The organism is Nitrosomonas sp. Is79A3 (genome assembly GCF_000219585.1).
GTDB lineage: Bacteria > Pseudomonadota > Gammaproteobacteria > Burkholderiales > Nitrosomonadaceae > Nitrosomonas.
Map to the genome: position 1 here is coordinate 3,263,541 of NC_015731.1, position 22,676 is coordinate 3,286,216.

Annotated in this window: 24 protein-coding genes; 8 read left to right on the plus strand and 16 right to left on the minus strand. The window is 44.3% G+C overall.

The features are described from left to right. Window positions 1–65 precede the first annotated feature (65 nt). Complete coding sequence (locus NIT79A3_RS15205) at window positions 66–1,439, minus strand: porin (RefSeq protein ID WP_013967030.1); 1,374 nt, start codon at window positions 1,437–1,439, stop codon at window positions 66–68. A 641-nt stretch (window positions 1,440–2,080) separates the two neighbouring features. Here NIT79A3_RS15205 and NIT79A3_RS15210 point away from each other — a divergent pair. Continuing rightward, entirely contained in the window at window positions 2,081–2,956 is an 876-nt protein-coding gene (locus tag NIT79A3_RS15210; RefSeq protein ID WP_013967031.1) for a flagellar brake protein, read from the plus strand. 29 nt (window positions 2,957–2,985) lie between these two features. Here NIT79A3_RS15210 and NIT79A3_RS15215 read toward each other — a convergent pair whose 3' ends face one another. Next, window positions 2,986–3,651, minus strand: a complete 666-nt coding sequence (locus NIT79A3_RS15215) for a CAAX prenyl protease-related protein (RefSeq protein WP_013967032.1) — start codon at window positions 3,649–3,651, stop codon at window positions 2,986–2,988. Between the two features lie 171 nt (window positions 3,652–3,822). After that, window positions 3,823–5,004 carry a DNA polymerase IV gene (gene dinB, locus NIT79A3_RS15220; RefSeq protein WP_013967033.1) on the minus strand — a complete coding sequence of 394 codons (1,182 nt, stop codon included), beginning with the start codon at window positions 5,002–5,004 and terminating at the stop codon, window positions 3,823–3,825. Window positions 5,005–5,047: 43 nt separating this feature from the next. Here dinB and NIT79A3_RS15225 point away from each other — a divergent pair, with 43 nt between their 5' ends. Next, the gene (locus tag NIT79A3_RS15225) at window positions 5,048–5,458 is read left to right on the plus strand and encodes a YchJ family metal-binding protein (RefSeq protein ID WP_013967034.1); all 411 of its coding nucleotides are present in this window, start codon (window positions 5,048–5,050) and stop codon (window positions 5,456–5,458) included. A 56-nt stretch (window positions 5,459–5,514) separates the two neighbouring features. Here NIT79A3_RS15225 and NIT79A3_RS15230 read toward each other — a convergent pair whose 3' ends face one another. Next, a complete protein-coding gene (locus tag NIT79A3_RS15230; protein ID WP_156797106.1) occupies window positions 5,515–6,588 on the minus strand; it encodes a hypothetical protein in 1,074 nt (357 codons plus the stop codon). Window positions 6,589–6,645: 57 nt separating this feature from the next. Here NIT79A3_RS15230 and NIT79A3_RS18910 point away from each other — a divergent pair, with 57 nt between their 5' ends. Then, window positions 6,646–6,807 carry a hypothetical protein gene (locus NIT79A3_RS18910; protein ID WP_156797107.1) on the plus strand — a complete coding sequence of 54 codons (162 nt, stop codon included), beginning with the start codon at window positions 6,646–6,648 and terminating at the stop codon, window positions 6,805–6,807. 51 nt (window positions 6,808–6,858) lie between these two features. Here the strand turns inward: NIT79A3_RS18910 and greB are convergent, their stop codons facing one another. Then, window positions 6,859–7,407 carry a transcription elongation factor GreB gene (gene greB, locus NIT79A3_RS15235; protein WP_013967036.1) on the minus strand — a complete coding sequence of 183 codons (549 nt, stop codon included), beginning with the start codon at window positions 7,405–7,407 and terminating at the stop codon, window positions 6,859–6,861. A gap of 162 nt (window positions 7,408–7,569) precedes the next feature. On the opposite strand from greB, the gene NIT79A3_RS15240 reads away from it, so the two are divergent. Beyond that, on the plus strand, window positions 7,570–8,886 hold the full coding sequence (locus tag NIT79A3_RS15240; protein ID WP_013967037.1) for a pyridoxal-dependent decarboxylase: 1,317 nt from the start codon (window positions 7,570–7,572) through the stop codon (window positions 8,884–8,886). A gap of 6 nt (window positions 8,887–8,892) precedes the next feature. Here NIT79A3_RS15240 and NIT79A3_RS15245 read toward each other — a convergent pair whose 3' ends face one another. The 10 genes from NIT79A3_RS15245 to rpsF form a co-directional block, all read right to left on the minus strand. Further along, window positions 8,893–9,225, minus strand: a complete 333-nt coding sequence (locus tag NIT79A3_RS15245) for an SMR family transporter (RefSeq protein ID WP_013967038.1) — start codon at window positions 9,223–9,225, stop codon at window positions 8,893–8,895. A 30-nt stretch (window positions 9,226–9,255) separates the two neighbouring features. Beyond that, window positions 9,256–10,224, minus strand: coding sequence for a 2-hydroxyacid dehydrogenase (locus NIT79A3_RS15250; protein WP_013967039.1), 969 nt, complete (start codon window positions 10,222–10,224; stop codon window positions 9,256–9,258). Window positions 10,225–10,435: 211 nt separating this feature from the next. Beyond that, window positions 10,436–10,897 carry a hypothetical protein gene (locus NIT79A3_RS15255; RefSeq protein ID WP_156797108.1) on the minus strand — a complete coding sequence of 154 codons (462 nt, stop codon included), beginning with the start codon at window positions 10,895–10,897 and terminating at the stop codon, window positions 10,436–10,438. A 301-nt stretch (window positions 10,898–11,198) separates the two neighbouring features. Next, entirely contained in the window at window positions 11,199–12,416 is a 1,218-nt protein-coding gene (locus tag NIT79A3_RS15260; RefSeq protein ID WP_013967041.1) for a hypothetical protein, read from the minus strand. After that, a complete protein-coding gene (locus NIT79A3_RS15265) occupies window positions 12,406–13,242 on the minus strand; it encodes a CPBP family intramembrane glutamic endopeptidase (protein WP_013967042.1) in 837 nt (278 codons plus the stop codon). Before NIT79A3_RS15265 ends, NIT79A3_RS15260 begins: the two co-directional genes overlap by 11 nt. A gap of 194 nt (window positions 13,243–13,436) precedes the next feature. Further along, window positions 13,437–14,822 (minus strand): replicative DNA helicase, encoded by a 1,386-nt coding sequence (gene dnaB, locus NIT79A3_RS15270; RefSeq protein WP_013967043.1) that lies wholly within the window; start codon window positions 14,820–14,822, stop codon window positions 13,437–13,439. A 117-nt stretch (window positions 14,823–14,939) separates the two neighbouring features. Further along, the gene (gene rplI, locus NIT79A3_RS15275) at window positions 14,940–15,395 is read right to left on the minus strand and encodes a 50S ribosomal protein L9 (protein ID WP_013967044.1); all 456 of its coding nucleotides are present in this window, start codon (window positions 15,393–15,395) and stop codon (window positions 14,940–14,942) included. 11 nt (window positions 15,396–15,406) lie between these two features. Then, window positions 15,407–15,688, minus strand: coding sequence for a 30S ribosomal protein S18 (gene rpsR, locus NIT79A3_RS15280; protein WP_013967045.1), 282 nt, complete (start codon window positions 15,686–15,688; stop codon window positions 15,407–15,409). 19 nt (window positions 15,689–15,707) lie between these two features. Next, the gene (priB, locus tag NIT79A3_RS15285; RefSeq protein WP_013967046.1) at window positions 15,708–16,004 is read right to left on the minus strand and encodes a primosomal replication protein N; all 297 of its coding nucleotides are present in this window, start codon (window positions 16,002–16,004) and stop codon (window positions 15,708–15,710) included. 12 nt (window positions 16,005–16,016) lie between these two features. Next, complete coding sequence (gene rpsF / locus NIT79A3_RS15290) at window positions 16,017–16,430, minus strand: 30S ribosomal protein S6 (RefSeq protein WP_041360379.1); 414 nt, start codon at window positions 16,428–16,430, stop codon at window positions 16,017–16,019. Between the two features lie 320 nt (window positions 16,431–16,750). On the opposite strand from rpsF, the gene NIT79A3_RS15295 reads away from it, so the two are divergent. The 4 genes from NIT79A3_RS15295 to NIT79A3_RS15310 all read left to right on the plus strand — a co-directional run bounded on the left by NIT79A3_RS15295 (window position 16,751) and on the right by NIT79A3_RS15310 (window position 20,208). Continuing rightward, complete coding sequence (locus NIT79A3_RS15295; RefSeq protein WP_013967048.1) at window positions 16,751–17,314, plus strand: aminodeoxychorismate/anthranilate synthase component II; 564 nt, start codon at window positions 16,751–16,753, stop codon at window positions 17,312–17,314. A gap of 27 nt (window positions 17,315–17,341) precedes the next feature. Continuing rightward, on the plus strand, window positions 17,342–18,367 hold the full coding sequence (gene trpD / locus NIT79A3_RS15300; protein ID WP_013967049.1) for an anthranilate phosphoribosyltransferase: 1,026 nt from the start codon (window positions 17,342–17,344) through the stop codon (window positions 18,365–18,367). A gap of 7 nt (window positions 18,368–18,374) precedes the next feature. Continuing rightward, complete coding sequence (gene trpC, locus NIT79A3_RS15305; RefSeq protein ID WP_013967050.1) at window positions 18,375–19,211, plus strand: indole-3-glycerol phosphate synthase TrpC; 837 nt, start codon at window positions 18,375–18,377, stop codon at window positions 19,209–19,211. A gap of 148 nt (window positions 19,212–19,359) precedes the next feature. After that, window positions 19,360–20,208 carry an HDOD domain-containing protein gene (locus NIT79A3_RS15310; RefSeq protein ID WP_013967051.1) on the plus strand — a complete coding sequence of 283 codons (849 nt, stop codon included), beginning with the start codon at window positions 19,360–19,362 and terminating at the stop codon, window positions 20,206–20,208. A gap of 240 nt (window positions 20,209–20,448) precedes the next feature. Here NIT79A3_RS15310 and NIT79A3_RS15315 read toward each other — a convergent pair whose 3' ends face one another. Then, window positions 20,449–22,248 (minus strand): P-loop NTPase fold protein, encoded by a 1,800-nt coding sequence (locus NIT79A3_RS15315; RefSeq protein WP_013967052.1) that lies wholly within the window; start codon window positions 22,246–22,248, stop codon window positions 20,449–20,451. Window positions 22,249–22,676 lie beyond the last annotated feature (428 nt).

The window sequence follows — 22,676 nt, forward strand, 5'->3', positions numbered from 1 at the left end:
AAAATGCGCCCGCAGGCGCATTTTTTCTTCATGTTTCATCAATAAATTCATAGGCTGGTCAAAACTCAGAAAGGCAGTATCGCATCCAGTGAGAATAAAATTTGATCTTTATTACCGCCAAATGGCCTATAAGCAGCGGCATGAAGCGCATCAACCCTGTCGTAACGAATATTGGGGCGAATATTCAGATTTCTTAACCCCTGCCAGCCAAGATTTAATGTTCTAGCTGCTTTCCAGTTTGCGCCCAAGGTCACTGCATAATAATCTGCAGGAGTACCGGTGGCCAGTGAGGTTGCACCGCCCAGCGCATAACTGTTTCCAAGATGATTCGTCGCTGCGCTTACCCGTCCTGGCGAGAAAACACGAAAGCCGTCTCTATCGCGAAACCATTCACCGCGAACACCGATCGATAGATCCGGCGTCAGATCATAATACGCATGCGAGTTAACGCCATACCACTCGGCATTCGTCACGCCTTTAGCTGTCAATACGCCATCTGCAAAACCATGGTCATGTTGCAAGATAAAATGAGTCTTATCTGTAAACATATGTTTCAGCACGATGCTATACATACCCCAGAAATTATTGCTGCGTGTGGAAGCTGTACTACCGGTGCCAGCAACATTCAGTGAGCTTTTTTTATCATCACTGGTCCAGGTAACGCCGCCAATCCCGCCCCAATTTCCCATCTGCCTATCAAAATTACCATCCCAGCCACCGGTTCCACTACCGCCGATTGCACCAGCCATCGCGGTAAAATTCTTATTCACCGAATAATTACTCAATACACCGGTATGGGTAAAAGGTTCTCCATACTGCATCGTGTATGCATGGGTATAGAAGAAATTGTTAGGGGCTGGCACTGATTCATAGCCAATCGGCGTATAAAAATGACCCGCTTTCACATTGAGTCCATTGCCAACCGGCACATAAACTTCTGCAAAAGCTTGTGGAATTGCGATGCCGTATGTACGACTGGAATTACAGCATATTCCAAGATCCCAGTTACCCCGATCAGGCAAAGCCCTTCCCGTGTTGGGATCAAACGCCGGGTTACCATAGGCTTGGGTAAAGATAGCATCAGTACCAAACATGAAATCAGCACGAAAACCGACATCCCAGCCTTTGCCTTCTGTTTTTACCGCACGCTCCATAAAAAGGTTCAACTGATTCATTTGAACTCTATTCGCCTGATCAGCAAACGTAACCGGACCGTTAAAACCATCAGTTTGACTTGGATTGAAAGTTGCGCCGCCGTGAACCCAGCCGCCAAACTTAACGCCGCTGTTTTTAAGTAAATTCATAAAACTGTTACCGCCACTGTCTTTGTTAGTCGTGACAGTGTTTGCATGAACACCCGATGAACTCATGCCGATCAACAGTAACCCACCAGCCACAGCATGAATCATCTGTTTCTTGTATAGCGATTGATATTCCATTACTCTCCCCCTCTCTAAATAACACAATGAAAAAGATACAAAAACTAAAAACTATAAAAGACCCTAGCCACCACATGGACAGAACTCTAACACTGAATCGCTTAAGGGGTCAACGCGAACAAGGGAGTAAATCGGCTTATCATTAAAAAATACAACACAAATAGTAATTTCTCGTCACTATTTTTAGTTCGTTTTATAACATCAGTGCAATTATGTCATCCACATCCATCCTGATCGAAGCACTGGTTAACAAGCCATTGAAAAACGTTTTCGAGGCAGCCGATGCAAGGTAAAAACAGGCGAAAAAGCGCAGTTTATGCTTAATAAATGAGCATTCCTTACTATGACAAGCAAGTTCTGGAGCTGTCATCACGCCGCCAAAGCTTGATTAATTCATATGAGTAAGCAATAAAAGCAAATATTCGCAATAGAACTTGCCTTTACCTGCTAAAAATCTCCATAACCAACTCACTGCTAGCCGATACATCCATCCCAGAACGTTCCTACTACTAAAGTTCTGAATCACTCACACCGTTATAAAGAAAATCTGGCGTTAATTGCTAACATTGGCTTGTATCCTATAAGTTCAGTTGCCTGATTCATTACCAGACACTCATTGTTCACTCTAAAAATAATTGATTATGAATTTGATACCGATACAAACTACCGATCTGACAATTGGCCAGCCATTACCATGGGATTTATTCGATCAAGCGCATCAACCGATACAAAAACGCGGTTATATCTTCAAAACAGAAGATGAATTAAAGCAACTGGAAGGATCGTCGATATTTCGCATGCAAAAACCCGAACCGGAGCAGACTGAGGAGTCAAGCGACAATAAGTTTAGCTTTGATGATATGCAACTCAGAGTAGGACATAAGCTACAGCTCAAACTATCCTCGCGATTAAAAAAAGGTCCTATCGAGATAAAATTTAATTCCTATGTATCAACTCTGATTGGTTATGTGCAAGACAATTCGCTCATCATCGCCATGCCCGCAACTGATCAGTTAATAGGAGAGCCCTTCGTGGAAGGCGATCAAGTTCAAGTAAGCTTATTCAGCGGAAACTCAGTATTTAATTTTATAGTCTTTGTCGACAAGGTTATTAAAGTGCCGTTTAAGTATCTGCACTTGTCCTTCCCTAAGGAAATACAAGGTCAAAACATTCGAAGATCACGAAGAATCCGTTGCAGTCTCCCAGGATCTGTCGTTGAAAAATCTATCCCGGTTTCTCTGATAGATCTCAGTGTATGTGGTGCGGGGATCAGCTCAAACCTCCCTTTGGGGCCACTCGGAACAATGATCACCTTGTCTTTTACCATCACAATCCTTGACAAAGAAATCCCCGTAACAATAAAAAGTGCTATCAGATCTGCGAAACAAGTCAATAAGAATGGCCAGAAAACAATCTCTTCTGGCGTTGAGTTTATCGACATGAAATCGGAACATATGCATACAATACGCCATCTGATTTATCAAGAAATTGTCGAGCATCCTGAGAATGTAATTTAATCGGGAAAAAATCTCACCGGCAAATCCGTCTACCAGAAACCCCAGTTACCTGTCGATACGATCCATATACCCAGTATTGCATTGGTGGTCGCATGGGCAAGAATCGGTGACCATAACGTTCCGCTACGCATATATAACAAGTTATAGATAATACCGGCAAATAAGCCAGCCAGCCATAAGCTGTGTGCCAGTGCAAAAAGTACAGCCGTGATGCAGAATGCTTTTAATCCGACATGTGCCGGATTGACAGTAAGGAAGTTTGGATGATCAATCCAGCGCATCAAAAATGACCGCCAGAAAAGCTCTTCCATCACCGGAACTATCAGTGCCGCACCCATCAGCCTCACCGCAACAAGAAACCAGTCAATCTCATCCTGCTCGCGCGGATCAAAACCGACGGGCTCTCCCATCACCATCCAGTCTGCTGTCAAGTTAATCCACGCCACAAAAACAACGATACCGGCAACTATCGCGACAGTCCAGGTACGAAAGCTTGCACCAACCGGCCAGCGCAATTCACTGTAGGCACTTCTCATCGCCCAAAGCAAACCGGCCACGACAGTTATTTTCACCGCATAAAGCAGGCGCAAATCATTAGCCTCCCAGCCAAACTTCAACAGCATATCTTCCAGCAGCATGAAAAAGACATACGCGCCGAAAGGCGCTATACGATATAAATTAACACGATCAAACATAACAAATTCCTTCTGAATTTTTCTTCTGATTATGGTTTATTGTCATAATGAACACTACGCTTATTCATTGCGCTCTGGCAAGCGCTAATAAGTTCGTAAATTGAAGAAATAATGAAAAAAATTGCAAACCGGCCTTGGGCAAATTACTTGCCAATGGACACTTCTGATACTTTAAGGCACGAGCGGCAACTCTCTCTGGCGAAGAGCTCCGTCTCTCCGCTTGGACTCAAGCGGAGAAAGTGTACTGACTTTTACGCCGAGTAATCTAATTTTTTTCTGCAACGGCACCCGTCGTAAACATTCTCCTGCTGCGCGGCGAATCAGAGCTGGATCGGCAGTGTGCGTAGCCAGCGAGCAATCTCGTGTGAGCGTATGAAAATCCTCGAAACGCAGTTTGATGCTGATAGTACGCCCAGCATAACCTTTGTGTTTCAGGTCATCGGCCACCTGAAGACACAATGCGGTGAAGGCTTCGGATAGATCAAAACGATCCTGACGCGGATGCAGATCTCTTTCAAAAGTGGTTTCCCGGCTGAAGGACTTCGGTTCAGCATTGGTGATGACTGGACGCTGGTCGATCCCATGAGACACCTCATATAACCAGATCGAATAGCTACGTCCAAAGTGAGTCCGGAGAAAACCCAACTCAGTTTGCGCCAACTCGGCAATGGTCGTGATACCCAGTAATGCAAGTTTTTTGGCGGATTTAGGGCCGATACCATTAATTTTACTGACCGGCAGCGGCCAAATCCGCTCAGGTATGTCGGATATCCCAAGGATAGTCAATCCATCCGGTTTCTCCAGATCTGAACAGATCTTTGACAGTAATTTGTTCGGTGCGATGCCTATGGAACAAGATAATCCGGTGGCATCTTCCACCGCCTGTTTAATGCGCTGCGCAAGTGCCGGGGTATCATCCGGGAGATCAGTAAGATCAATGTAGATCTCATCAATACCGGAATCCTCAATCTGCGACGCGATACCGGCAACCGCAGCTTTAAACAAACGCGAATAATGGCGATACATAGCAAAATCAACCGGCAGAAGAATCGCTTCCGGCGCAAGCTGCGCTGCTTTCATGACACCCATGGCGGAATGAACACCCATTGCACGCGCTTCATAAGTGGCGGTCGTTATGACGCCACGTCCGGCATAATCACGCAAGCGGAAAAAATGCTTGCTGCCATCCGCCTGGATCAACGGCTGATGTTCATCCCGCCCGCCAATCACAACCGGCAGACCGCGTAACTCAGGATAGCGCAGCAACTCCACGGAGGCATAAAAGGCATCCATATCCAGATGCGCGATACGACGTTGCGAAGTATTTATTGTATTGATCAAAACGTTATTCATGCGGACTGTGATAAATTACGCCATCAATTACCTTGCATTGTATATGAAGACCAAAGCTGCAAATTTAAAAACACCGCACTGCCCGTGCGGCAGCGGCAAACAATATACCGGCTGCTGCGGCCACCATCTGGATCAGGGTGAATCCGCCGCCACCGCAGAACACCTAATGCGCTCGCGTTACACTGCCTATACACTGAATCGTGAAGACTATCTGCTTGCAACTTGGCATCACAGCAAGCGTCCCGCCGCACTCGGACTGGCAAATCAGCCGCGCAACCAATGGCTGGGTCTCACAGTGAAACGTCACGAACAATCGGCTCCGGATCATGCGATTGTTGAATTTATCGCACGCTACAGAATCAATGGCCGCGCTGACCGGTTACATGAAATCAGCCGATTCGTACGTGAGGGCGGATTATGGTTTTATGTTGATGGGGATATCTTACAAGATTGAAGGAAATTACAAAGTGAGTTCGCCGTTTTATCCAGGTGCGGCGCTTACTTCCCCGGTCAGCGATGCAATGGCAAAGCGGCAATGCGTCTTTCGATATCGCCCATCATGCGCTTATAAGCGGGCGAGCCAATGCCGCCAAAGCGTTTCCTAAATTCTGTCTCCGGCATAAATTCCGGCAGATCCGCGACTCTCGGCAGGATATCTGAATCACGGATACCTGCGGAAATCTGGCGTTGCAATTTCAGCGCAGATTCTTTGTTGCTCACTGCAAGTTCGCCAAAGCGCGTGCCAGAACGGTCGGCAGCAACGTCGTTAAAGCTGAACCCGCTGCCATTGCGCGAATCATCGACTTCTTTGTAAAGTCCAATGGCATCCGAGAGCGGCGCGGCGGCATTGGCGGCGATGGCTGCGGATATCGTGAAATGCTGCGAAAAATCCTCACGCCCGTCCAGTAATACCTTGCTTGGCGGCAGTTGCGGCCAGTCTCGCGCGCCAGGCACAATGGCGCCGAGCCCCTTACCATTCACAAAGAACGCCAGCACTACGATCGCAGCGCGGTTTTCCGCCACGGCATCGCCGCTCGTGGAGCGTTCGGCTGCCAACCCGAACAGCGGCACCATCACATCTGCAAGCGTCATCGTAGCCGCGCCTGAGCCACTACGGATATTCTCGGCAAGCCGCTCCTGATAAACCTTCAACCGCGCCTGTTCTTCATGCGGCAGCAGGATACTTCTGATTCGATCCGGCAGGTCTGCCTGCCAGGCATAGGTTACGGTGAATCGGCCATCCGCAACACTGATTTTCTTAATGGTGTCACTCGCGATTTGATACTCTTCACGCGCGCTGAGTAGTTTTAGTGCGTATTCGAGCAACGTATCCGCAAGCCACTCCGGAACAGATAACCGCCCGATTTGCAGCAGATCGAAGACTGGAAGCCCATCGGTTTCATGCAGCACTGCCGAAATGTTCAGAAATCGTCCAAAAGGATTGGACGGCAGTTCGAAGCTCGCGGAGAGCATCACCTTGCACGGTTGTAGCACAACACGAGAACTGCCGTGTGCATAGCGGCTGGCAAGATAATTGACGGTCAGATCGACATCTTCCTGCGAAAGCGCAAACGTACGCAACACGCCTGGTTTCATCGTGCGCGGATCATTTTTTTTAATGATATGCTTGGCGCGCTCAATATGCGCCGGCGTGAATTCTGCGGCACGGTTGACCGTGGGCTGATCCGCCATCACCAGATGAAGAATGCCGATCAGCGCAAATGGGGCCGCGATCAGCAGCAACAAGAATGTATAGGCAATGAATCTTATCAATTCAGATCACCAGAGATTTATGAATATTGAGCAGTCAGGTCAGTAAGAGGGGGCAATCGCAATGGTGGCGGCAATCGAGTTTCATAAAGCCACGTAGCGGATCTCCACCACTTCCAAATCTTCCACGCCGGCAGGCGTATGCAGTTTCACCGTATCGCCTTCACGCGCCTTGAGTAACGCCTTGGCCAGCGGAGAAATCCAACTGATACGGCCGTGGCCGGGGTCTACCTCGTCCAGGCCGACAATACTGTAAGTGTGTTCCTCGCCTTGCGCATTACAGACAGTCACGGTGGCGCCGAAGAACACCTGATCGCATTCACCGCGCTGGGCAGGGTCGACCACTTCGGCGTTTTCCAGACGTTTAGACAAGAAACGCAGGCGGCGGTCAATTTCACGCAAACGCCTTTTGCCGTAAATATAATCGCCATTTTCCGAACGATCTCCATTGGAAGCCGCCCAGGTAATAGTTTTAACCAACTCCGGGCGCTCCACTTTCCACAACTGATCGAACTCCTCCTTCAAGCGCTGATGCCCGGCCGGGGTGATATAGTTCTTCAAACCCTGCGGTAATTTCGGCGTGCCGTCGAGTTCGTCGTCGTCTTCGCTTTCCTTGGTGAATGCTTTACTCATATTGATAAATCTTCATTGGAAACAGACAGAGCGTTAAGATAGCGGTCTTCTATCATCTATTCAAGACAACTTCCATACTTATGTGCATATTCTGCGATATTGTAAAGAAACCTTGCATCCGGCAATGAATCTAAAGAACATACTAATCAGGAGGTCGTGATCATGTTAATGAACCGGCGCCAATTTCTGGGCATGTCTGGCGCAACGGCCCTAGTGGCTGTATGCTCACCTCAAGCACTCACAGCGCAAACGCTGACGCATGGTGCGCAACAAAACGTATCTGCCACACTGAAAGCGATGCAGCAACTCGCGCAACAGAGAAACCGGCTACTCGGCTATCCGATTAATATGACTACCCCGCCAGAAGAATTTTTCGCTTGGCGCAACGAACTCGCGGCTGCGGGTTTCAATCAATTTTCTTTCAATAATGTCGGCAATCCTTACGATCATAGCCATATCCCTTTCAACTGCCATCCGTTTGAGAAAGAATTGATCAATCGTTTTGGCGCAGTGTATGGCTTCGCACCGGATGATATTTGGGGATTCCTCACCAACAGCGGCACCGACAGCAATATGCACGGACTGTATATGGGGCGTACGATCCTGAAAAACCGTACCGGTGTAATGCCGAAAATCTATTTCACCCGCGAAGCGCATTACTCGATTCAGATCCTACGCGACTTATTGCATCTCGACTGGGTAGTAGTAGCCACTCGACCTGATGGCGGCATGGATGCCGATGATTTAGAACGGCAATTGAATGCCAACCCCAACCACCCTGCTTTGGTGGTCGCAACCATTGGCACCACCTTCAAAGGCGCGATAGACCCGGTTGACGCTATTCAGGCTAAGCTAAAAGGACGCACCGCTTACCTTCACTTGGATGCCGCGTTATTCGGCGGCTATTTGCCACATACTGCGCTTGCCGGCGATTTGTTGCATAGCATCGTTGATCCAATTTCCAAAGCAAAACTGCAACGCTACGATTCAATCGCCGTTTCCTGCCACAAATTTTTTGGCTTCCCATCACCCGCCGGATTGTTCATCACCACGCGAACAAACTTTGAATCGTTCCGCGCCCAATTCAGCCAAATTCATGACCCGGAATACATCAAGCAAGTACCGGGCACGATTACCTGCTCGCGCGATGCGGTCAAACCGGCCGAGTTTTATTTCTTCAGTTCGGAATCGGCGTTTGCACGGCAAGCTGCCGATGCCAAAGCAATGCTGGATAATACCGGTTATTTGCTGAAGGAAATGAACAATCACTATAGCTACCTGCAGCCAGTGCGCGCCAATGACCGCTCCAATACGGTTTATTTCATCACACCGAGCAAAACCGTGGTCGATCATTATTCATTAGCGACCATGCAAATCGACATTGAAGGAGAGTGGACGCCATGCGCACATGCCGTAGTAATGCCGCATGCCAAGAAAGAAATTCTTGATCAATTTCTCACCGATCTGCGCAAAACCTGACGATTATCAGTGCGCAACAGTACGGGAAAACACATTGATCACGGCAACGCCCGCGACAATCAATGACAAACCGATCAGCGCAGGCATATCCAGCGATTGATCAAGAAAAAGCCAGCCGCTCAGCGCGATCAATAGGATGCCAACACCAGACCAGATCGCATACGCCACACCGACCGGAATGGTTTTAAGCGTCAAGGAAAGTAAATAAAAAGCCAGCAAATAGCCCACGACAACCACGAGCGACGGCCAGAAGCGGGTAAATCCCTCGGCTGATTTGAGAAACGATGTCGCGATCACCTCGCTGATGATGGCGACAGCAAGATAAATCCAATGTTGCATTTGGTCACTCCAATATGTTGCGCTAACAGGTTACTGATCCAGCGCATCGGTAATCTGATTAAAGGGTTTGTGCTGAAAAAAGTTATCAATATTGCCCGCCAATTGATCTAGCAACCGCTGCCGGGATTCGCGGCTGGCCCAGGCGATATGCGGTGTGATAATCAAGTTTGCCGGTTGTTGCAGAAGTATCGGATTATTTTTGTCCGGCGGTTCTTCCTGTATCACATCGATGGCGGCACCGGCAATCCGGCCGGTGGACAAGCAATGCAGCAGATCCGCTTCTTGCACCAGTTTCCCCCGTGCAGTATTAATCAGATACGCGGAAGGTTTCATCAATTCAAATTCGCGGCGGCTGATCAAATGATGCGTGTCCGGCGATAACGGGCAATGCAGCGTAATAAAATCCGCCTGCTGCAGCACGTCGTCAAATGCCATTCTGCCAGGACGTGGCAATTTATCTTTGTGATCTGCGATCAGCACCTGCATGCCAAATGCTTGCGCGATTTGCGCCACGGCATGGCCCAGTTCGCCGAATCCGATGATCCCCAGTGTTTTCCCGGATAGCTCTTGGATGCCGAAATCCAGCGGACAGAAAAACCGGCTCTCTTGCCAGCCGCCGCGTTTCACCAGTTCCTGATAGTCGACGAAATGGCGCGCCAGATTCAGCATCAGCATGAACACATGCTGCACTACCGAAGGCGTGGCATAACCGCGCACGTTGCATACCGGAATGTTGCGCTCGGCGGCTGCAACGAGGTCGACATTGTTGTACCCGGTGGCGGCCACGCAAATGAGTTTCAGATGTTTCGCCGCGACAATCGCCGCGCGGCTGATGAATACCTTGTTGCTGACAATCACCTCAGCTTCGCGGATTCTCTCCAACACTTCCGCTTCGGAAGAATCGTGATGATACTGCCACGGCGATATCGCCCGCTCCAGTGCCACGCAATCCATATCGCCGCGGGTTACGGAACCAAAATCCAGAAAAACAGCACGCATCGAATGATTCTCGTTAGTTCTTATGTGATAAAAATGTAGGCTATGTAACAAATAACTGTTGAAATTTGCAACCCCCTTAATCTGAAGGGCTTTCAGTGCTTAAAAATTTGTTCAATTATATAATTAATAGGTATTTATTAAATATCGATGACCAGATTCAACAATTAATTGTTACATAGCCAAAATTTAAGTTATGCAGAATCTAATTTATTCATGATTCATCTTGCGTTGATTTTCTATCCGCATTTGCTATCCATAAAAATACGATCCAACTTATTGCGCTTCCCACAATGAATCCGAAACTTGCGAGATAAATACCGAATATTTTTCTATCGTTTGATAGCATTAATTCAATTACTTCAATTTCTTCACCACATTTGTTAACAATGCGATGCAGATCTTTTATTGTAACAACTGCACTTGAAATGAAATCATTAAAAGAAATAAAACTAATTATGTAGAATGCCAGTAGTGAAAAGCCCACCGTTATTGATGTAGTACTTAAACCAAAGTTAAAAAATTTAATGGATCTCCCAATATTTTTCATCGGCAGCCCTGTAGCAAATGCAAACGAACCAAACGCCACTGTTATAAACATATTAAATACTGTCATGGCATTGCTTGAAGTTGTTCCTACTATTGTTAACAAGTGCCCTATGGTGGGGTTATTCATACATTCAATCACGACTGTCTCCCATAGTTATGAAAATAGAATGACACGGTGGCTTGGATTTAAGCTAGCTAGTACACTTGCCCACTTCAATATTCGTCATAATGTATTGAGCTTAGCCATTTTTCAACATCGATAACTCATTAAGAATGCATATTGTAAAATTTTTTACAATATGCATTTGATTAGGCAATGCACAAAATAAAATTCTCACCCAAGAATTAAACAATTAAAGTGCGCTGCTGCAACAAGTGAGAAATTAATCCAAAAAGAAATTCAACATCTTTTAGCAATCCAAAATGAACTACTTAGCGATCGTAATACTCGGCACGCCGACACGCGGAATGTCGGTGACGGTCATTTGGAACAACAGGAATAATAACTGGAAGGCATCGCGATTCCAGCGGGCGTAGGGGCCTTTGGTATTCACCGCATAATACTGGCTATCATTCCAACGGATTGAGAAATCGACTTCCGCAGGCGTTGAGTTTGAAACGACAAATTCCATGGTCAGATCAGGATTCTCGTTCCAGAGTATCGGCGGTGTTCTTGGATCTTTCTCGACGTGATATCCCGGCTCTTCACCGAGCGCTTTGCCAAGAAAACCGAGAATCGAGTGAAAGCTCCTGAGCCGGAAAACCCCGCTGATCGGCCATTCCCCACCGTAATGATCGGGCCGGATATCAAAAGCAATATCACTGACATTCCAGTCTCCCGCCAGATCATGCAACGCCTCACGTTCTGCATCGGTCAGCGTGCTGGGATCGTGGTTGGTGATTAGAATCGGCCCCGGTACTTGTTTACGCAGCGTATAGGTATTGTCTTCCGGGTTGTAGCGTACACCAAATTCTTTTTGCAGCGCCTGGAAACCTTCGGCTGCAATTGAGCTAGCCGGGATGGTCCAGGTCTGGATGAGCGGCAATGGTTCTACATACAATTCATTTTTATCTTGAATCGCGGAAAGATGCAATACCACACGCCGGAACATTTCATAACCGGTTTTATCCGATGGATTATTGCGATAACTGCTATGTTGCTCAGTAGCATTTAGCAAACGCACTTCCTGCGCCATCATCCGTAATAACAGATCGACATCAAAACGCTGACGCAGCAACAATGTTAATTTGCTTTGTGGAAACGGCGTAAGCAAGCGTTTGGTAAAGTCTTCTCCTTCGATCGGAACGATACTGATGGTGGGGCTTTCCGAAACACCGCCGCCGAAAATCGGCAACATGGTCGCTCCGGCAAGCCCTCCCAATGCGGGTGTCGCACCGGCATTCGCATGGAAGGTGAAAGTGGCTGCAATATTTGAAACGCCGGTGAAATGAACCGGATGGCGGTGATGCGCACGCACGATATTGATCAGTAACTGTTGCGATATGGCGTCAGTGACGGCATCATCATAAGCGATTACGGCGCGATTCAGCGCCATCGGTGAGACACAACCGGCAAGCAGGATCAGAATCAGGAGGCAAGGCAGCAGTCGCAGGCCACGCTCTGGATTCACATTTTTATATTTCACCAATCATCTCGCTATCCTGGAATACGCCCTTTCTAACCAAAGCACAAAGATCCATTGTCAGTGCGATACTGCAATGAATCATAACACCCAGCCAGATACTTTTGCTTTTTAAACTGAGAAATCCCAGAACAACACCTGCGATGATCGCGGCAATTGTTTCGGCCATTGGCTTACCAAAGTGAATCATGCAATACGGAATTACCATCACAAAAATAGCATAAAACCCGAATCTATGTTTGGTTCCATGCACTATAAAACCGCGAAAGAAAAATTCGAGTGCGATGAACTGCAAAAAATAAAATATTTCCCAAATAAAGAAATTCGGGAAAAGGCTCTCACCCGCAGATACGTTATAAAATGGATAGCGCGCAAGAAAACTTTTTGTTCCGGAAAAATAAAATACCAGTGGAACCATGATAATCAGCATCCCGAGATAAAGCTGATAACCTTTCAATGCGCCTTTAAAACGCCAGCCGTAATTGGACAGACTCTCCTTGAAAACAAAAAGAATAATACAGACAGGGAGTACAAAATAAAAGAATATGACGACAGCCGCCCAATAACTTAATTGGTGCAATTGCGCATTGGCATGATGGGTAAAAATATTTTCCATTCCTTGCGCAAACCGGATTAAATTCAAATCTTGCAAGATGGCAATCAGGAACCAGGCATCGCCAAGATAACGCGTACAAGTCAGGGAAAAAGCAACAACCAAGCAAATCAGAACGACTTTAACATCAATTCTTCTAACATTTTCCCGTAAAGATCTTAGTGAGCCAGTTTCCGACTTCAGAAAAATAAATGAGAAAAGTTTGTTATTGATCATCTTTCTAATCTAGAAGAAATTCAAATATAGAAAAGAGACGAACCCCAAAACAGCGCTTAACGTTTTTAAGTCAAAGGCATCAACACGGCACGCACCATAAAGTGATGCTTTAGTTTAATTTTTCGATCGGATTATGACAAGTTGTTTATTGAGGATATAGAACTGTCATTCTGAACCGAAAAAGTAAAGTCCTGCTAATAATATCCAGGCCGGGCATGGCTTTCAAAACGGGTGTATTCACCCAAGAAAGTTAGATCGACTTTTCCGATCGGACCATTACGCTGTTTACCAATAATGATCTCAGCGATACCTTTATCTGGCGAATCCGGGTTATACACTTCGTCCCGGTAAATAAAGAGAATGACATCAGCGTCTTGTTCGATCGCGCCGGATTCGCGCAAATCCGACATGACCGGGCGCTTGTTGGGGCGTTGCTCAAGACTGCGATTAAGCTGCGATAACGCGATGACCGGCACTTTCAGTTCTTTGGCCAATCCTTTCAACGCGCGCGATATTTCTGAAATTTCCGTGGCACGATTCTCCCCTTGGCTGCTGGAAGACATGAGCTGCAAATAATCCACCACAATCAAACCCAATTCACCATGCTGGCGATAGAGCCGCCTGGCTCGTGCCCTGAGTTCCAAAGCATTCAGTGCCGCAGATTCATCAATGAAAATCGGTGCTTCATTCAGTTTTCCTAACGCATGCGTCAACTTGGGCCAATCCGCATCTTCCAGGCGGCCGGTACGTACCTTATGCTGATCCAGCTTTCCGACCGATCCCAGCATACGCATGGCAAGCTGGGCTCCCCCCATTTCCATACTGAACACGGCGACCGGCTTGTTCAATTCCAGCGCGACATGTTCGGCGATGTTCAGTGAGAAAGCAGTTTTACCCATGGATGGCCGCCCCGCCACTATGATCAGATCCCCGGGTTGAAATCCGGATGTTTTTTGATCGAGATCGTGAAAGCCGGAAGCAATACCTGTGACATTGCTTGGATTATCCTGGCTGTAGAGTAGCTCAATCCTTTCAACCACTTGTTTCAGGAGCGGTTGAATATCCATGAAGCCTTCTTTGCCGCGAGCGCCTTCTTCGGCAATTTCAAAAACCTTCTTTTCCGCTTCATCGAGTAAATCCGCGGCAGAACGTCCGGCCGGACTATATGCAGAATCTGTGATCTGTACACCGATCTGTGCCAGATTGCGCATAATTGAACGTTCACGGACAATTTCCGCATAGCGTTTGATATTCGCCGCAGAGGGAGTGTTTTGTACAATTGCGCCGATATAAGCGAGTCCACCGATTTTTTGAAGCTCGGCCGATATTTCCAAGGATTCGGCCACAGTGATCACATCAGCGGGTTTATTGTGTTCTATCAGTTTGCAAATATGATGATAAATCAGGCGATGATCCTGCCGGTAAAAATCGCTATCCGTAATAACATCAGCGACTTTCTCCCAAGCATGATTATCCAGCATCAATCCACCCAAAACAGACTGCTCACTTTCAATAGAGTGAGGAGGCGTTTTATAGGAATCTATGGGCTGATCCTGATTGATGCTGAGAGTTGACGCCATGGGTATCCGTATAGAAGCACAACAGTGATATTTGATTCTATCACTTGCTGAAGAACAAATGAAAAAGGACTACCGAAATAGTCCTTTTTAAAAACGAGTGCGCTTACAATTGCACTATCAGAGCATTGCCTCGCCTAATACCGAAACAGTAATATGGGCTGAAACATCGCTGTGCAGAGAAATTGTCAAAGGATAATCGCCAACTTGTTTTAATTGACCATTCGGCATACGGATCATGGCTCTTTCAATTGCAAAACCCTGCCCGCTGAGTGCCTCAGCGATATTTGCATTAGTCACGGAACCAAATAATTTACCATCGCTCCCGGCTTTCTGGGAAATTTGTACTAATAATCCATCTAGTTTCGCTGCCATTGCCTGAGCAGCCGCTAAAGCTGCAGCTTGTACTTTTTCAAGCTCGGCACGTTTGGATTGAAACTCCGCAATGGCCTGCTCGGTTGCTCGTTTTGCCTTTCCTTGCGGGATCAGATAATTACGTGCAAAACCGCTTTTAACATTAACAATGTCGCCCAATTGTCCGAGATTAGTAACCTTTTCCATCAAAATGATCTGCATATGATTACTCCTTAATGACGATCAGTGTAAGGTAATAATGCTAGAAAACGAGCTCGCTCTATCGCTGTACCCAGTTGGCGCTGATAAAAAGATGTCGTACCGGTGATACGTGCTGGGATTATCTTCCCGTTTTCATTAACAAAGTCTTTTAATATCTCAATGTCTTTATAATCAACATTTTTTATGCCTTCCGCAGTAAAACGGCAAAACTTTTTGCGCTTAAATAAAGGGCGGTTGACTTTCTTTTCTCTTTCTTTATCTTTACTGTCTTTACGTCTTGTAAAACGTGCCATTTTAATTCCTATTGACTGATTAAATAAGTTCTATATGATCGGTATGCAATACTAGCTGATGATTCATATGGCTTTTTCTATTGATGAACCCGGTAAGTTTAACCGTATTGTTAATCTCAAACCCGGCAACAGTCAAAGCCAGTGGTCCCAATGCTACTGCAAGAATATCAAATATTATTTGCCGAGCTATCCCCGCTTCCTTTTGCCGCGATACATGATTGATTGTAAACTCAATGACGGCAACACCAGCAGGTGTGTAGCGTATAACTCCTAGTTTAGCAATTTTTCCACAAATAATTGTTTGATTACAATCCAATTGCTATAAAGTTTACGCAGGAGTACTGGATTCTTCAGGCGCCTCATCAGGCTCTGCTTCATCAGCAATCACATCGGGGACATGCACGCTCGCAGAAACGGATCTTTCCTCTTGACGCATCATCGGCGATGGTTCTGTGACCGGACCTTTTGTCTTGATGGTTAAGTGCCGAAGAATAGCATCACTGAATTTAAACGCATGGTCTAAGTCATTCAAGGTTTCTTGATCACATTCAATATTCATCAATACATAATGCGCCTTGTGAACTTTCTGAATCAGATAGGCAAGCTGGCGGCGCCCCCAATCTTCCACGCGATGAATTGTGCCATTTTTTGCGGTTACAATGCTGCGATAACGTTCGATCATTGCAGGTACTTGCTCACTCTGATCAGGATGAACAATAAAAACTATTTCGTAATGTCGCATAAATTCCTTATGGATAAAGCCTCCCATCAATTAGTTTGTGGTGAGACAAGGTTTAAAAACGTTTAATTTTACTGAATTAATAAGGCAATATCAAATAATGTTCAATTAATTACGAATATATTGCATTGATAAATTCAGAAGCTCGGGAAACTTCCGGATCGATTACTCACGAAAATAAACCATTCACAACAAAAGATGAAGCAACACTCATGTCCATTGAACTGGTAAAATTTGCTTGTTCTATCCAACAACCCGTCATTTGATATAATTTTCACTGAAATATTTGAACAATAGCACGCACAAACAAAGCGTTAATAAATATGTTGCTAATGATTGATAACTACGACTCTTTTACCTATAACCTGGTGCAATATTTCTCTGAATTAGGTGAAAAAGTTGTTGTATACCGGAATGATGAAATTACTCTGGATAAAATTTCACAATTGCATCCTGAAAGAATAGTGATTTCTCCAGGACCTTGTACTCCCAATGAAGCAGGCGTGTCGCTGTCAGTGATTAATCAGTTCAGTCAGAATATTCCGGTTTTAGGTGTTTGTCTGGGACATCAAAGTATTGGGCAAGCATTCGGCGGCCGGATTATTCATGCAAAACAGCTGATGCATGGCAAAACATCGCCCATTTTTCATCATAATGTGGGGGTTTTCCGGGATTTGCCCAATCCCTTTATCGCAACCCGCTATCATTCCCTCGTCGTTGAGCGCTCATCACTTCCTGATTGCCTGGAAATTACAGCGTGGACTGAAGATGATGAGATTATGGGTATCCGGCATAAAACACTCGCAATCGAAGGTATTCAATTTCACCCTGAATCAATTTTGAGCGAGCATGGACATAAAATACTCGAGAATTTTCTGAATCGCTAATAGCTCGAGTTGAATAAAGGCAATTTAATGACTCCACAAGAAGCGCTACACCGCATCATTGCGCATCAAGAAATAATGCATGATGAGATGGTTTCTCTGATGCGGCAAATCATGCGGGGAGAAATCTCACCTGTTCTAATCGCCGCGATCATCACCGGTCTCCGGGTAAAAAAAGAAACTATCGGAGAGATAGCTGCGGCAGCTCAAGTGATGCGCGAATTCGCAACCAAAGTTGATATCTCCGACAGCACGCATTTGGTGGATACTTGCGGCACAGGCGGAGATTCTGCGCACACATTCAATATCTCAACCGCATCGGCATTTGTCGCCGCAGCTGCGGGAGCCCGCGTCGCCAAGCACGGCGGCAGGTCAGTTTCAAGTAAATCGGGTAGCGCAGATGTGCTTGAAGCGCTCGGTGTTAATTTAAATCAAACGCCGCAACAGGTTGCGCAAAGCATCCATGAAATTGGTGCCGGTTTTATGTTTGCTCCAAATTACCACGCAGCTATGAAACACGCCGCGCCGGTACGTCGCGAGTTAGGCATTAAAACATTATTCAACATTCTGGGACCACTCACGAATCCTGCTAGCGCAAAAAGACAAGTATTGGGTGTATTTAATGAAGATCTGGTTACAACCTTGGCGCATGTGCTGCAGCTACTGGGTAGTGAGCATGTATTAATCGTTCATGGTAAAGATGGCTTAGATGAAATTACGATAACCGGTGAAACCAATATCGGTGAATTGAGAAATGGTACAGTATCAGTGTATACCATCAGACCAGAAGATTTTAACCTAAAAACATCACCAATTGAGACTATCAGAGTTACGGATAGCGAACATGCAAAAACAATGTTGCTTTCAGTACTGGAGAATGTTGCCGGACCTGCGCGTGATGTTGTTCTGATGAATGCTGGCGCTGCAATATATGTTTCCGGTATTGCGGACACTCTTGAACAGGGAATAAAAACTGCGCATCAAGCAATAGAAAGCGGCGCAGCACTCATGAAATTTCAGGAACTAGTGAAATTTACGCACAGAAATTCTGTTTAATCGCAAAATGCCCGATATCTTAAAGAAAATCCTTGCAGTAAAAAAACAAGAAATTATGGCTGCCACGGCATTAAAGCCCTATCCATTATTACTCCAAGAAGCCCGATCCGTATCCCCACCGCGCGATTTCGTTGCAGCAATTCGTAACAAAATCAATGTAGGGCAATCCGCTGTTATTGCTGAAATCAAACAAGCCAGTCCCAGCAAAGGGATATTACGCGGATGCTCCTCTGACACCAATGCACAATCGTTTGAATTTCTGCCTGCCGAGATAGCCAAAACTTATGCGCAACATGGTGCAGCTTGTCTGTCAGTATTGACTGATAAACAATTTTTTATGGGAAGCTCTGAATATTTGCAAGAGGCGCGCGCAGCCTGCACGCTTCCCGTTCTACGCAAAGATTTCATTCTTGAGGATTATCAGGTTACTGAAGCGCGCGCTATGAATGCGGATTGTATTTTGCTGATAGTCAGTGCTTTTTTGCTAGAAAACATTGAACCGGTAATGCGTATGCTGAAGCTTGAAGAACTCGCCAATTCGCTTGGAATGGCCGTTCTGATTGAAGTTCATGATGCAAATGAATTGGAGATGGCACTCCAGCTCAATACACCGTTAATCGGGATCAATAACCGCAACTTACGGACTTTTGAAACCTCTTTAAATACCACTCTGGAATTATTGAATCAAATTCCATCCAGCAAAATAGTCGTTACGGAAAGCGGTATACATAGTCCTGCCGATGTTGCACTGATGCGCAGTCAACACGTTAATGCATTTCTTGTTGGTGAAGCTTTCATGCGCGCTGAAGATCCAGGCATTGAATTAAAAAGGTTATTTTTCTGATCAAGCATTTATTTTCTCTAAAGAAACTCACATAAATCAAGCGATTATTACTATCAGATAAGATATATTCAGATAGCTCATTGTTTCCTAAATATTTATACGGAATTGTCGTAAAAAAACTTACATTATTCCAAACCTGGGGTTCAATATGCTACAGCCAAAACAGAGAAACTTATCTGAGTGGGTAAATTTTCTCACGACAACGGAAATTCCAGCTCTAAAACAAACCGCTCGTAATCTTACAGCTCTGGTGCAAGACGAACAGCACATGTGCGCTCGCAGCATTGCTCATATTGTGAAATATGATCCGCTAATGACAGTAAAGTTGTTACGCTATCTACAGCAACACAAACATCGCAGCCAAGAACATGATGTAGTGGAAGTTGAACAGATGATCATGATACTTGGACTTGAGACCACCTTAAATAAGGTATCAGCAAAACCATTAGCTGAAGAAATTTTAGGACGCGACAACATGGGCGCGCTTGTTTACTTACTAAAAACTGCACATCGCGCAAATATTGCTTCTTCATATGCTTTTGACTGGGCGGTTCGTTTACATGATTTGCATTTTGAAGAAATTCGGATCGCAGCTTTATTACATGATATTGCTGAAATGCTCATGTGGTGTTTCGCACCCAATGAGATGTTAAAGATCAAGCATCTACAAAAATTAGACAAAACAATGCGTAGCGTCACAGCGCAAGAAAGTATTTTCGGCTTCTCGTTAAACCAGTTACAACTGGAACTTGCTGTTAAATGGAGATTACCTAAATTATTAATTACCTTGATGGATGATAATTGCTCCAACCTGCAACGTGTGCGCAATGTTGCTCTCGCTGTCAATTTGGCCAGGCACTCTGCTAACGGATGGAGTGATGCAGCTTTACCTGATGATTATGAAGGAATAGCCAAGCTTTTGCATTTACAAACAGGGGATGTCATGACTATAGTAGGCTCTCACAAACAACATGAGGAATCAACTAGCCACTCCTAAGAGTGAATCTCTTCAAGTAGAAAATCTGTGTTAAAAGTTATACTCATATGAAATGAAAGCAGTTCAGAAAACAAATAAGGACCGCAGATAAACTTCTGAATAGCACAAGCGGGTAATCAAAGACTTTCAAATGATCTGAATTACTGGATTGTATTAAATGAATACATAAAGTATCTCTGAGGCTCCGGGACATATTTATAGGGTCATGTCGACTAGGTCTCCCATTTAGTTCGACTTACTTCATTGAAAATCACGCCGTCCTGACCGGAGCGATGGGCGTCCAAATTCAGTTTCTTGTTCCGGAATAATATTGTATAAAATTTGGGCTCGGTGGTTGTTTATATAGCTTTCACTTGCTAGCTTAATAATGGCCGACTTTACATTGGTTGCAATACGATCATATTTAGCTTTGCTTGAATCTTTACCTGCAATCTGACCGAAAGACAACAATCCTTCTTTCAGCTTCCGCGGCAAATCATCAGGATTAGTTTTTATCCATGCTACAAATTCATCTACGCTGACAGAACTCAAATAATCAATGTCCTCTGGATTCCATGCATGATTATCAGCAATTCTTGCACTTAATGTATTAATGTCCCACGCATTTTCTCGGCTACTCTGAATTTGTGCCATATAATTTATCAGAGGTTCATAGCGTATCTTACTATTTTCTACTGTCCAACTTTCTTTTTGAATAATATCGTGTAGTAATTCTTGATCGTTTTTTATGTAGAGTTCCATTAAGTCTATAGGATCATCATTTAGTTCGGTTAGCATTTCTAATGCCGCTGCATAATCGTATAGCTTGAGTTTTGTATAGTCATTCGTGAGAACTTCCCTAAAAGATTTTACAATTTCATTTTGATTATCTTTAAAAGAATTCGCATAAAGATTCCATACATCGGAAAGTGCTTCACGTGCATGACTTTTTTGTATTTCATTTGATAGCTCTGTTACTGTTCTCCTTATTTCTTCAATATCTATATACCCATACCTAAGGTAACCGATTATTTGCTCATCGAAAAGCGATGATGAAAGCTGTAGTGCTATAGAAATTGAACTGTAATAATTTTCTTTATCCGTTAACTCCCCCTTTTTTTTAGTTAAATATGCCGTCCAATCGCCTTCTTCAAGCTGTTCTTTTACAAATTCTAATGATAAACCAGAACTTTCCGCATAATATGCCCAGCATAATACGGTCGCATGATTAACAAATTCTTCTATTATTAATTTGTCCGATTTCTCCAACTCAGACCAGCTTAAATCGATCAGGCTTCTTATTTTTTTTATTATCCGTATATTCTTGAGATTCAGAACATTTAATGCTTTTTCTAGTAAAGGGAATACTGGATGTGTATCAGGAAATATGTAACTTAGATTTTGCTTATAAGTTGGCTTGAAAGCCAATTCAATATCTACAACTTTTTCTCTATATTGCTCTAAATCTTTTATATCAATTTCGTTTGTAAATGATTTCTCATTAAAGATAAGAATTAGCTTACAGTTTCTTTTACGGGCCAATTCATCGATATACCCCATAAAGTCACGCATTGACAAAGAATTACCTTTTCTCTCTATGTCATCGAAACATATTACATAATTATCAACAAGTTTATCTTCTAGAAATGCAGTGGATCTCGTGAATTTATCAATGTTATTCGTTATATTAAAAGCTTTTAAAACATAATCATTATATTTTATGCGTTGAAATCTTTTTTTTAGGATAAGGATCCGGCCTAAGAATCCACTCTTCTCAAACACATGCTTTTCAACATAAGCATTAAACTTTTCTTCTGTTGTAATAAGTTTTGCGGCTTGTAATAGGGAAGCACGAATATCAACGAGAGAATTCTTTCCAAAAAGAGAAACATAGCTGTAAGCAATTTGATCAATCTTTCCGGTTTTTTCTTTAGCTTCTATTTTATTTTGTATGTATTTATCCCAAAAAAAAGTTTTACCACAACCCCAATCGCCCTTTATAACCAAGACTTGTTCTTTACCTTTAAAAAAAACATCTAATGTGTCAGTTATTTTTTTCATAAATTTTGAGAAAATTGATTTCTAGGATTATTAATTTTACTTTGTCACAGACTTTAACTGCATCAATGCAGTTATATTATGATTTCGGATAATAACAACTTGTAACCATTAATAATTACAATGCTTGCCAGATTCATTAATTTTTACTGGCTTATTCTTTCTAAACTATTCTACTAAACACACGTATTCTTGTTATATAGCAAAGAGTAAAAGAACGCTAATTGAATTAGATGTTGATACTGTGGGCTTACGACTTTATGTCGCCATTTTTCTCATCTCAGAAATGAAGGCACCAAAACCATTAGAAACTTACCGGGGCACATAGATAAATGTACAAAATACATGAGATTTGTTGCGGAATGTTATTAGCTAGCACCCCTAGAGTGCCGCTTAAGTGCGATTCTCTAGGCCAACTAATATATAACTAT

Excerpts from the sequence above, each read along its gene's own strand:
- NIT79A3_RS15205 (WP_013967030.1), bottom strand. The coding sequence starts at position 1,439 with ATGGAATATCAATCGCTATACAAGAAACAGATGATTCATGCTGTGGCT.
- NIT79A3_RS15210 (WP_013967031.1), top strand. The coding sequence starts at position 2,081 with ATGAATTTGATACCGATACAAACTACCGATCTGACAATTGGCCAGCCA.
- NIT79A3_RS15215 (WP_013967032.1), bottom strand. The coding sequence starts at position 3,651 with ATGTTTGATCGTGTTAATTTATATCGTATAGCGCCTTTCGGCGCGTAT.
- dinB (WP_013967033.1), bottom strand. The coding sequence starts at position 5,004 with ATGAATAACGTTTTGATCAATACAATAAATACTTCGCAACGTCGTATC.
- NIT79A3_RS15225 (WP_013967034.1), top strand. The coding sequence starts at position 5,048 with ATGAAGACCAAAGCTGCAAATTTAAAAACACCGCACTGCCCGTGCGGC.
- NIT79A3_RS18910 (WP_156797107.1), top strand. The coding sequence starts at position 6,646 with ATGCGCCGGCGTGAATTCTGCGGCACGGTTGACCGTGGGCTGATCCGC.
- greB (WP_013967036.1), bottom strand. The coding sequence starts at position 7,407 with ATGAGTAAAGCATTCACCAAGGAAAGCGAAGACGACGACGAACTCGAC.
- NIT79A3_RS15240 (WP_013967037.1), top strand. The coding sequence starts at position 7,570 with ATGTTAATGAACCGGCGCCAATTTCTGGGCATGTCTGGCGCAACGGCC.
- NIT79A3_RS15245 (WP_013967038.1), bottom strand. The coding sequence starts at position 9,225 with ATGCAACATTGGATTTATCTTGCTGTCGCCATCATCAGCGAGGTGATC.
- NIT79A3_RS15250 (WP_013967039.1), bottom strand. The coding sequence starts at position 10,224 with ATGCGTGCTGTTTTTCTGGATTTTGGTTCCGTAACCCGCGGCGATATG.
- NIT79A3_RS15255 (WP_156797108.1), bottom strand. The coding sequence starts at position 10,897 with ATGAATAACCCCACCATAGGGCACTTGTTAACAATAGTAGGAACAACT.
- NIT79A3_RS15265 (WP_013967042.1), bottom strand. The coding sequence starts at position 13,242 with ATGATCAATAACAAACTTTTCTCATTTATTTTTCTGAAGTCGGAAACT.
- dnaB (WP_013967043.1), bottom strand. The coding sequence starts at position 14,822 with ATGGCGTCAACTCTCAGCATCAATCAGGATCAGCCCATAGATTCCTAT.
- rplI (WP_013967044.1), bottom strand. The coding sequence starts at position 15,395 with ATGCAGATCATTTTGATGGAAAAGGTTACTAATCTCGGACAATTGGGC.
- rpsR (WP_013967045.1), bottom strand. The coding sequence starts at position 15,688 with ATGGCACGTTTTACAAGACGTAAAGACAGTAAAGATAAAGAAAGAGAA.
- rpsF (WP_041360379.1), bottom strand. The coding sequence starts at position 16,430 with ATGCGACATTACGAAATAGTTTTTATTGTTCATCCTGATCAGAGTGAG.
- NIT79A3_RS15295 (WP_013967048.1), top strand. The coding sequence starts at position 16,751 with ATGTTGCTAATGATTGATAACTACGACTCTTTTACCTATAACCTGGTG.
- trpD (WP_013967049.1), top strand. The coding sequence starts at position 17,342 with ATGACTCCACAAGAAGCGCTACACCGCATCATTGCGCATCAAGAAATA.
- trpC (WP_013967050.1), top strand. The coding sequence starts at position 18,375 with ATGCCCGATATCTTAAAGAAAATCCTTGCAGTAAAAAAACAAGAAATT.
- NIT79A3_RS15310 (WP_013967051.1), top strand. The coding sequence starts at position 19,360 with ATGCTACAGCCAAAACAGAGAAACTTATCTGAGTGGGTAAATTTTCTC.
- NIT79A3_RS15315 (WP_013967052.1), bottom strand. The coding sequence starts at position 22,248 with ATGAAAAAAATAACTGACACATTAGATGTTTTTTTTAAAGGTAAAGAA.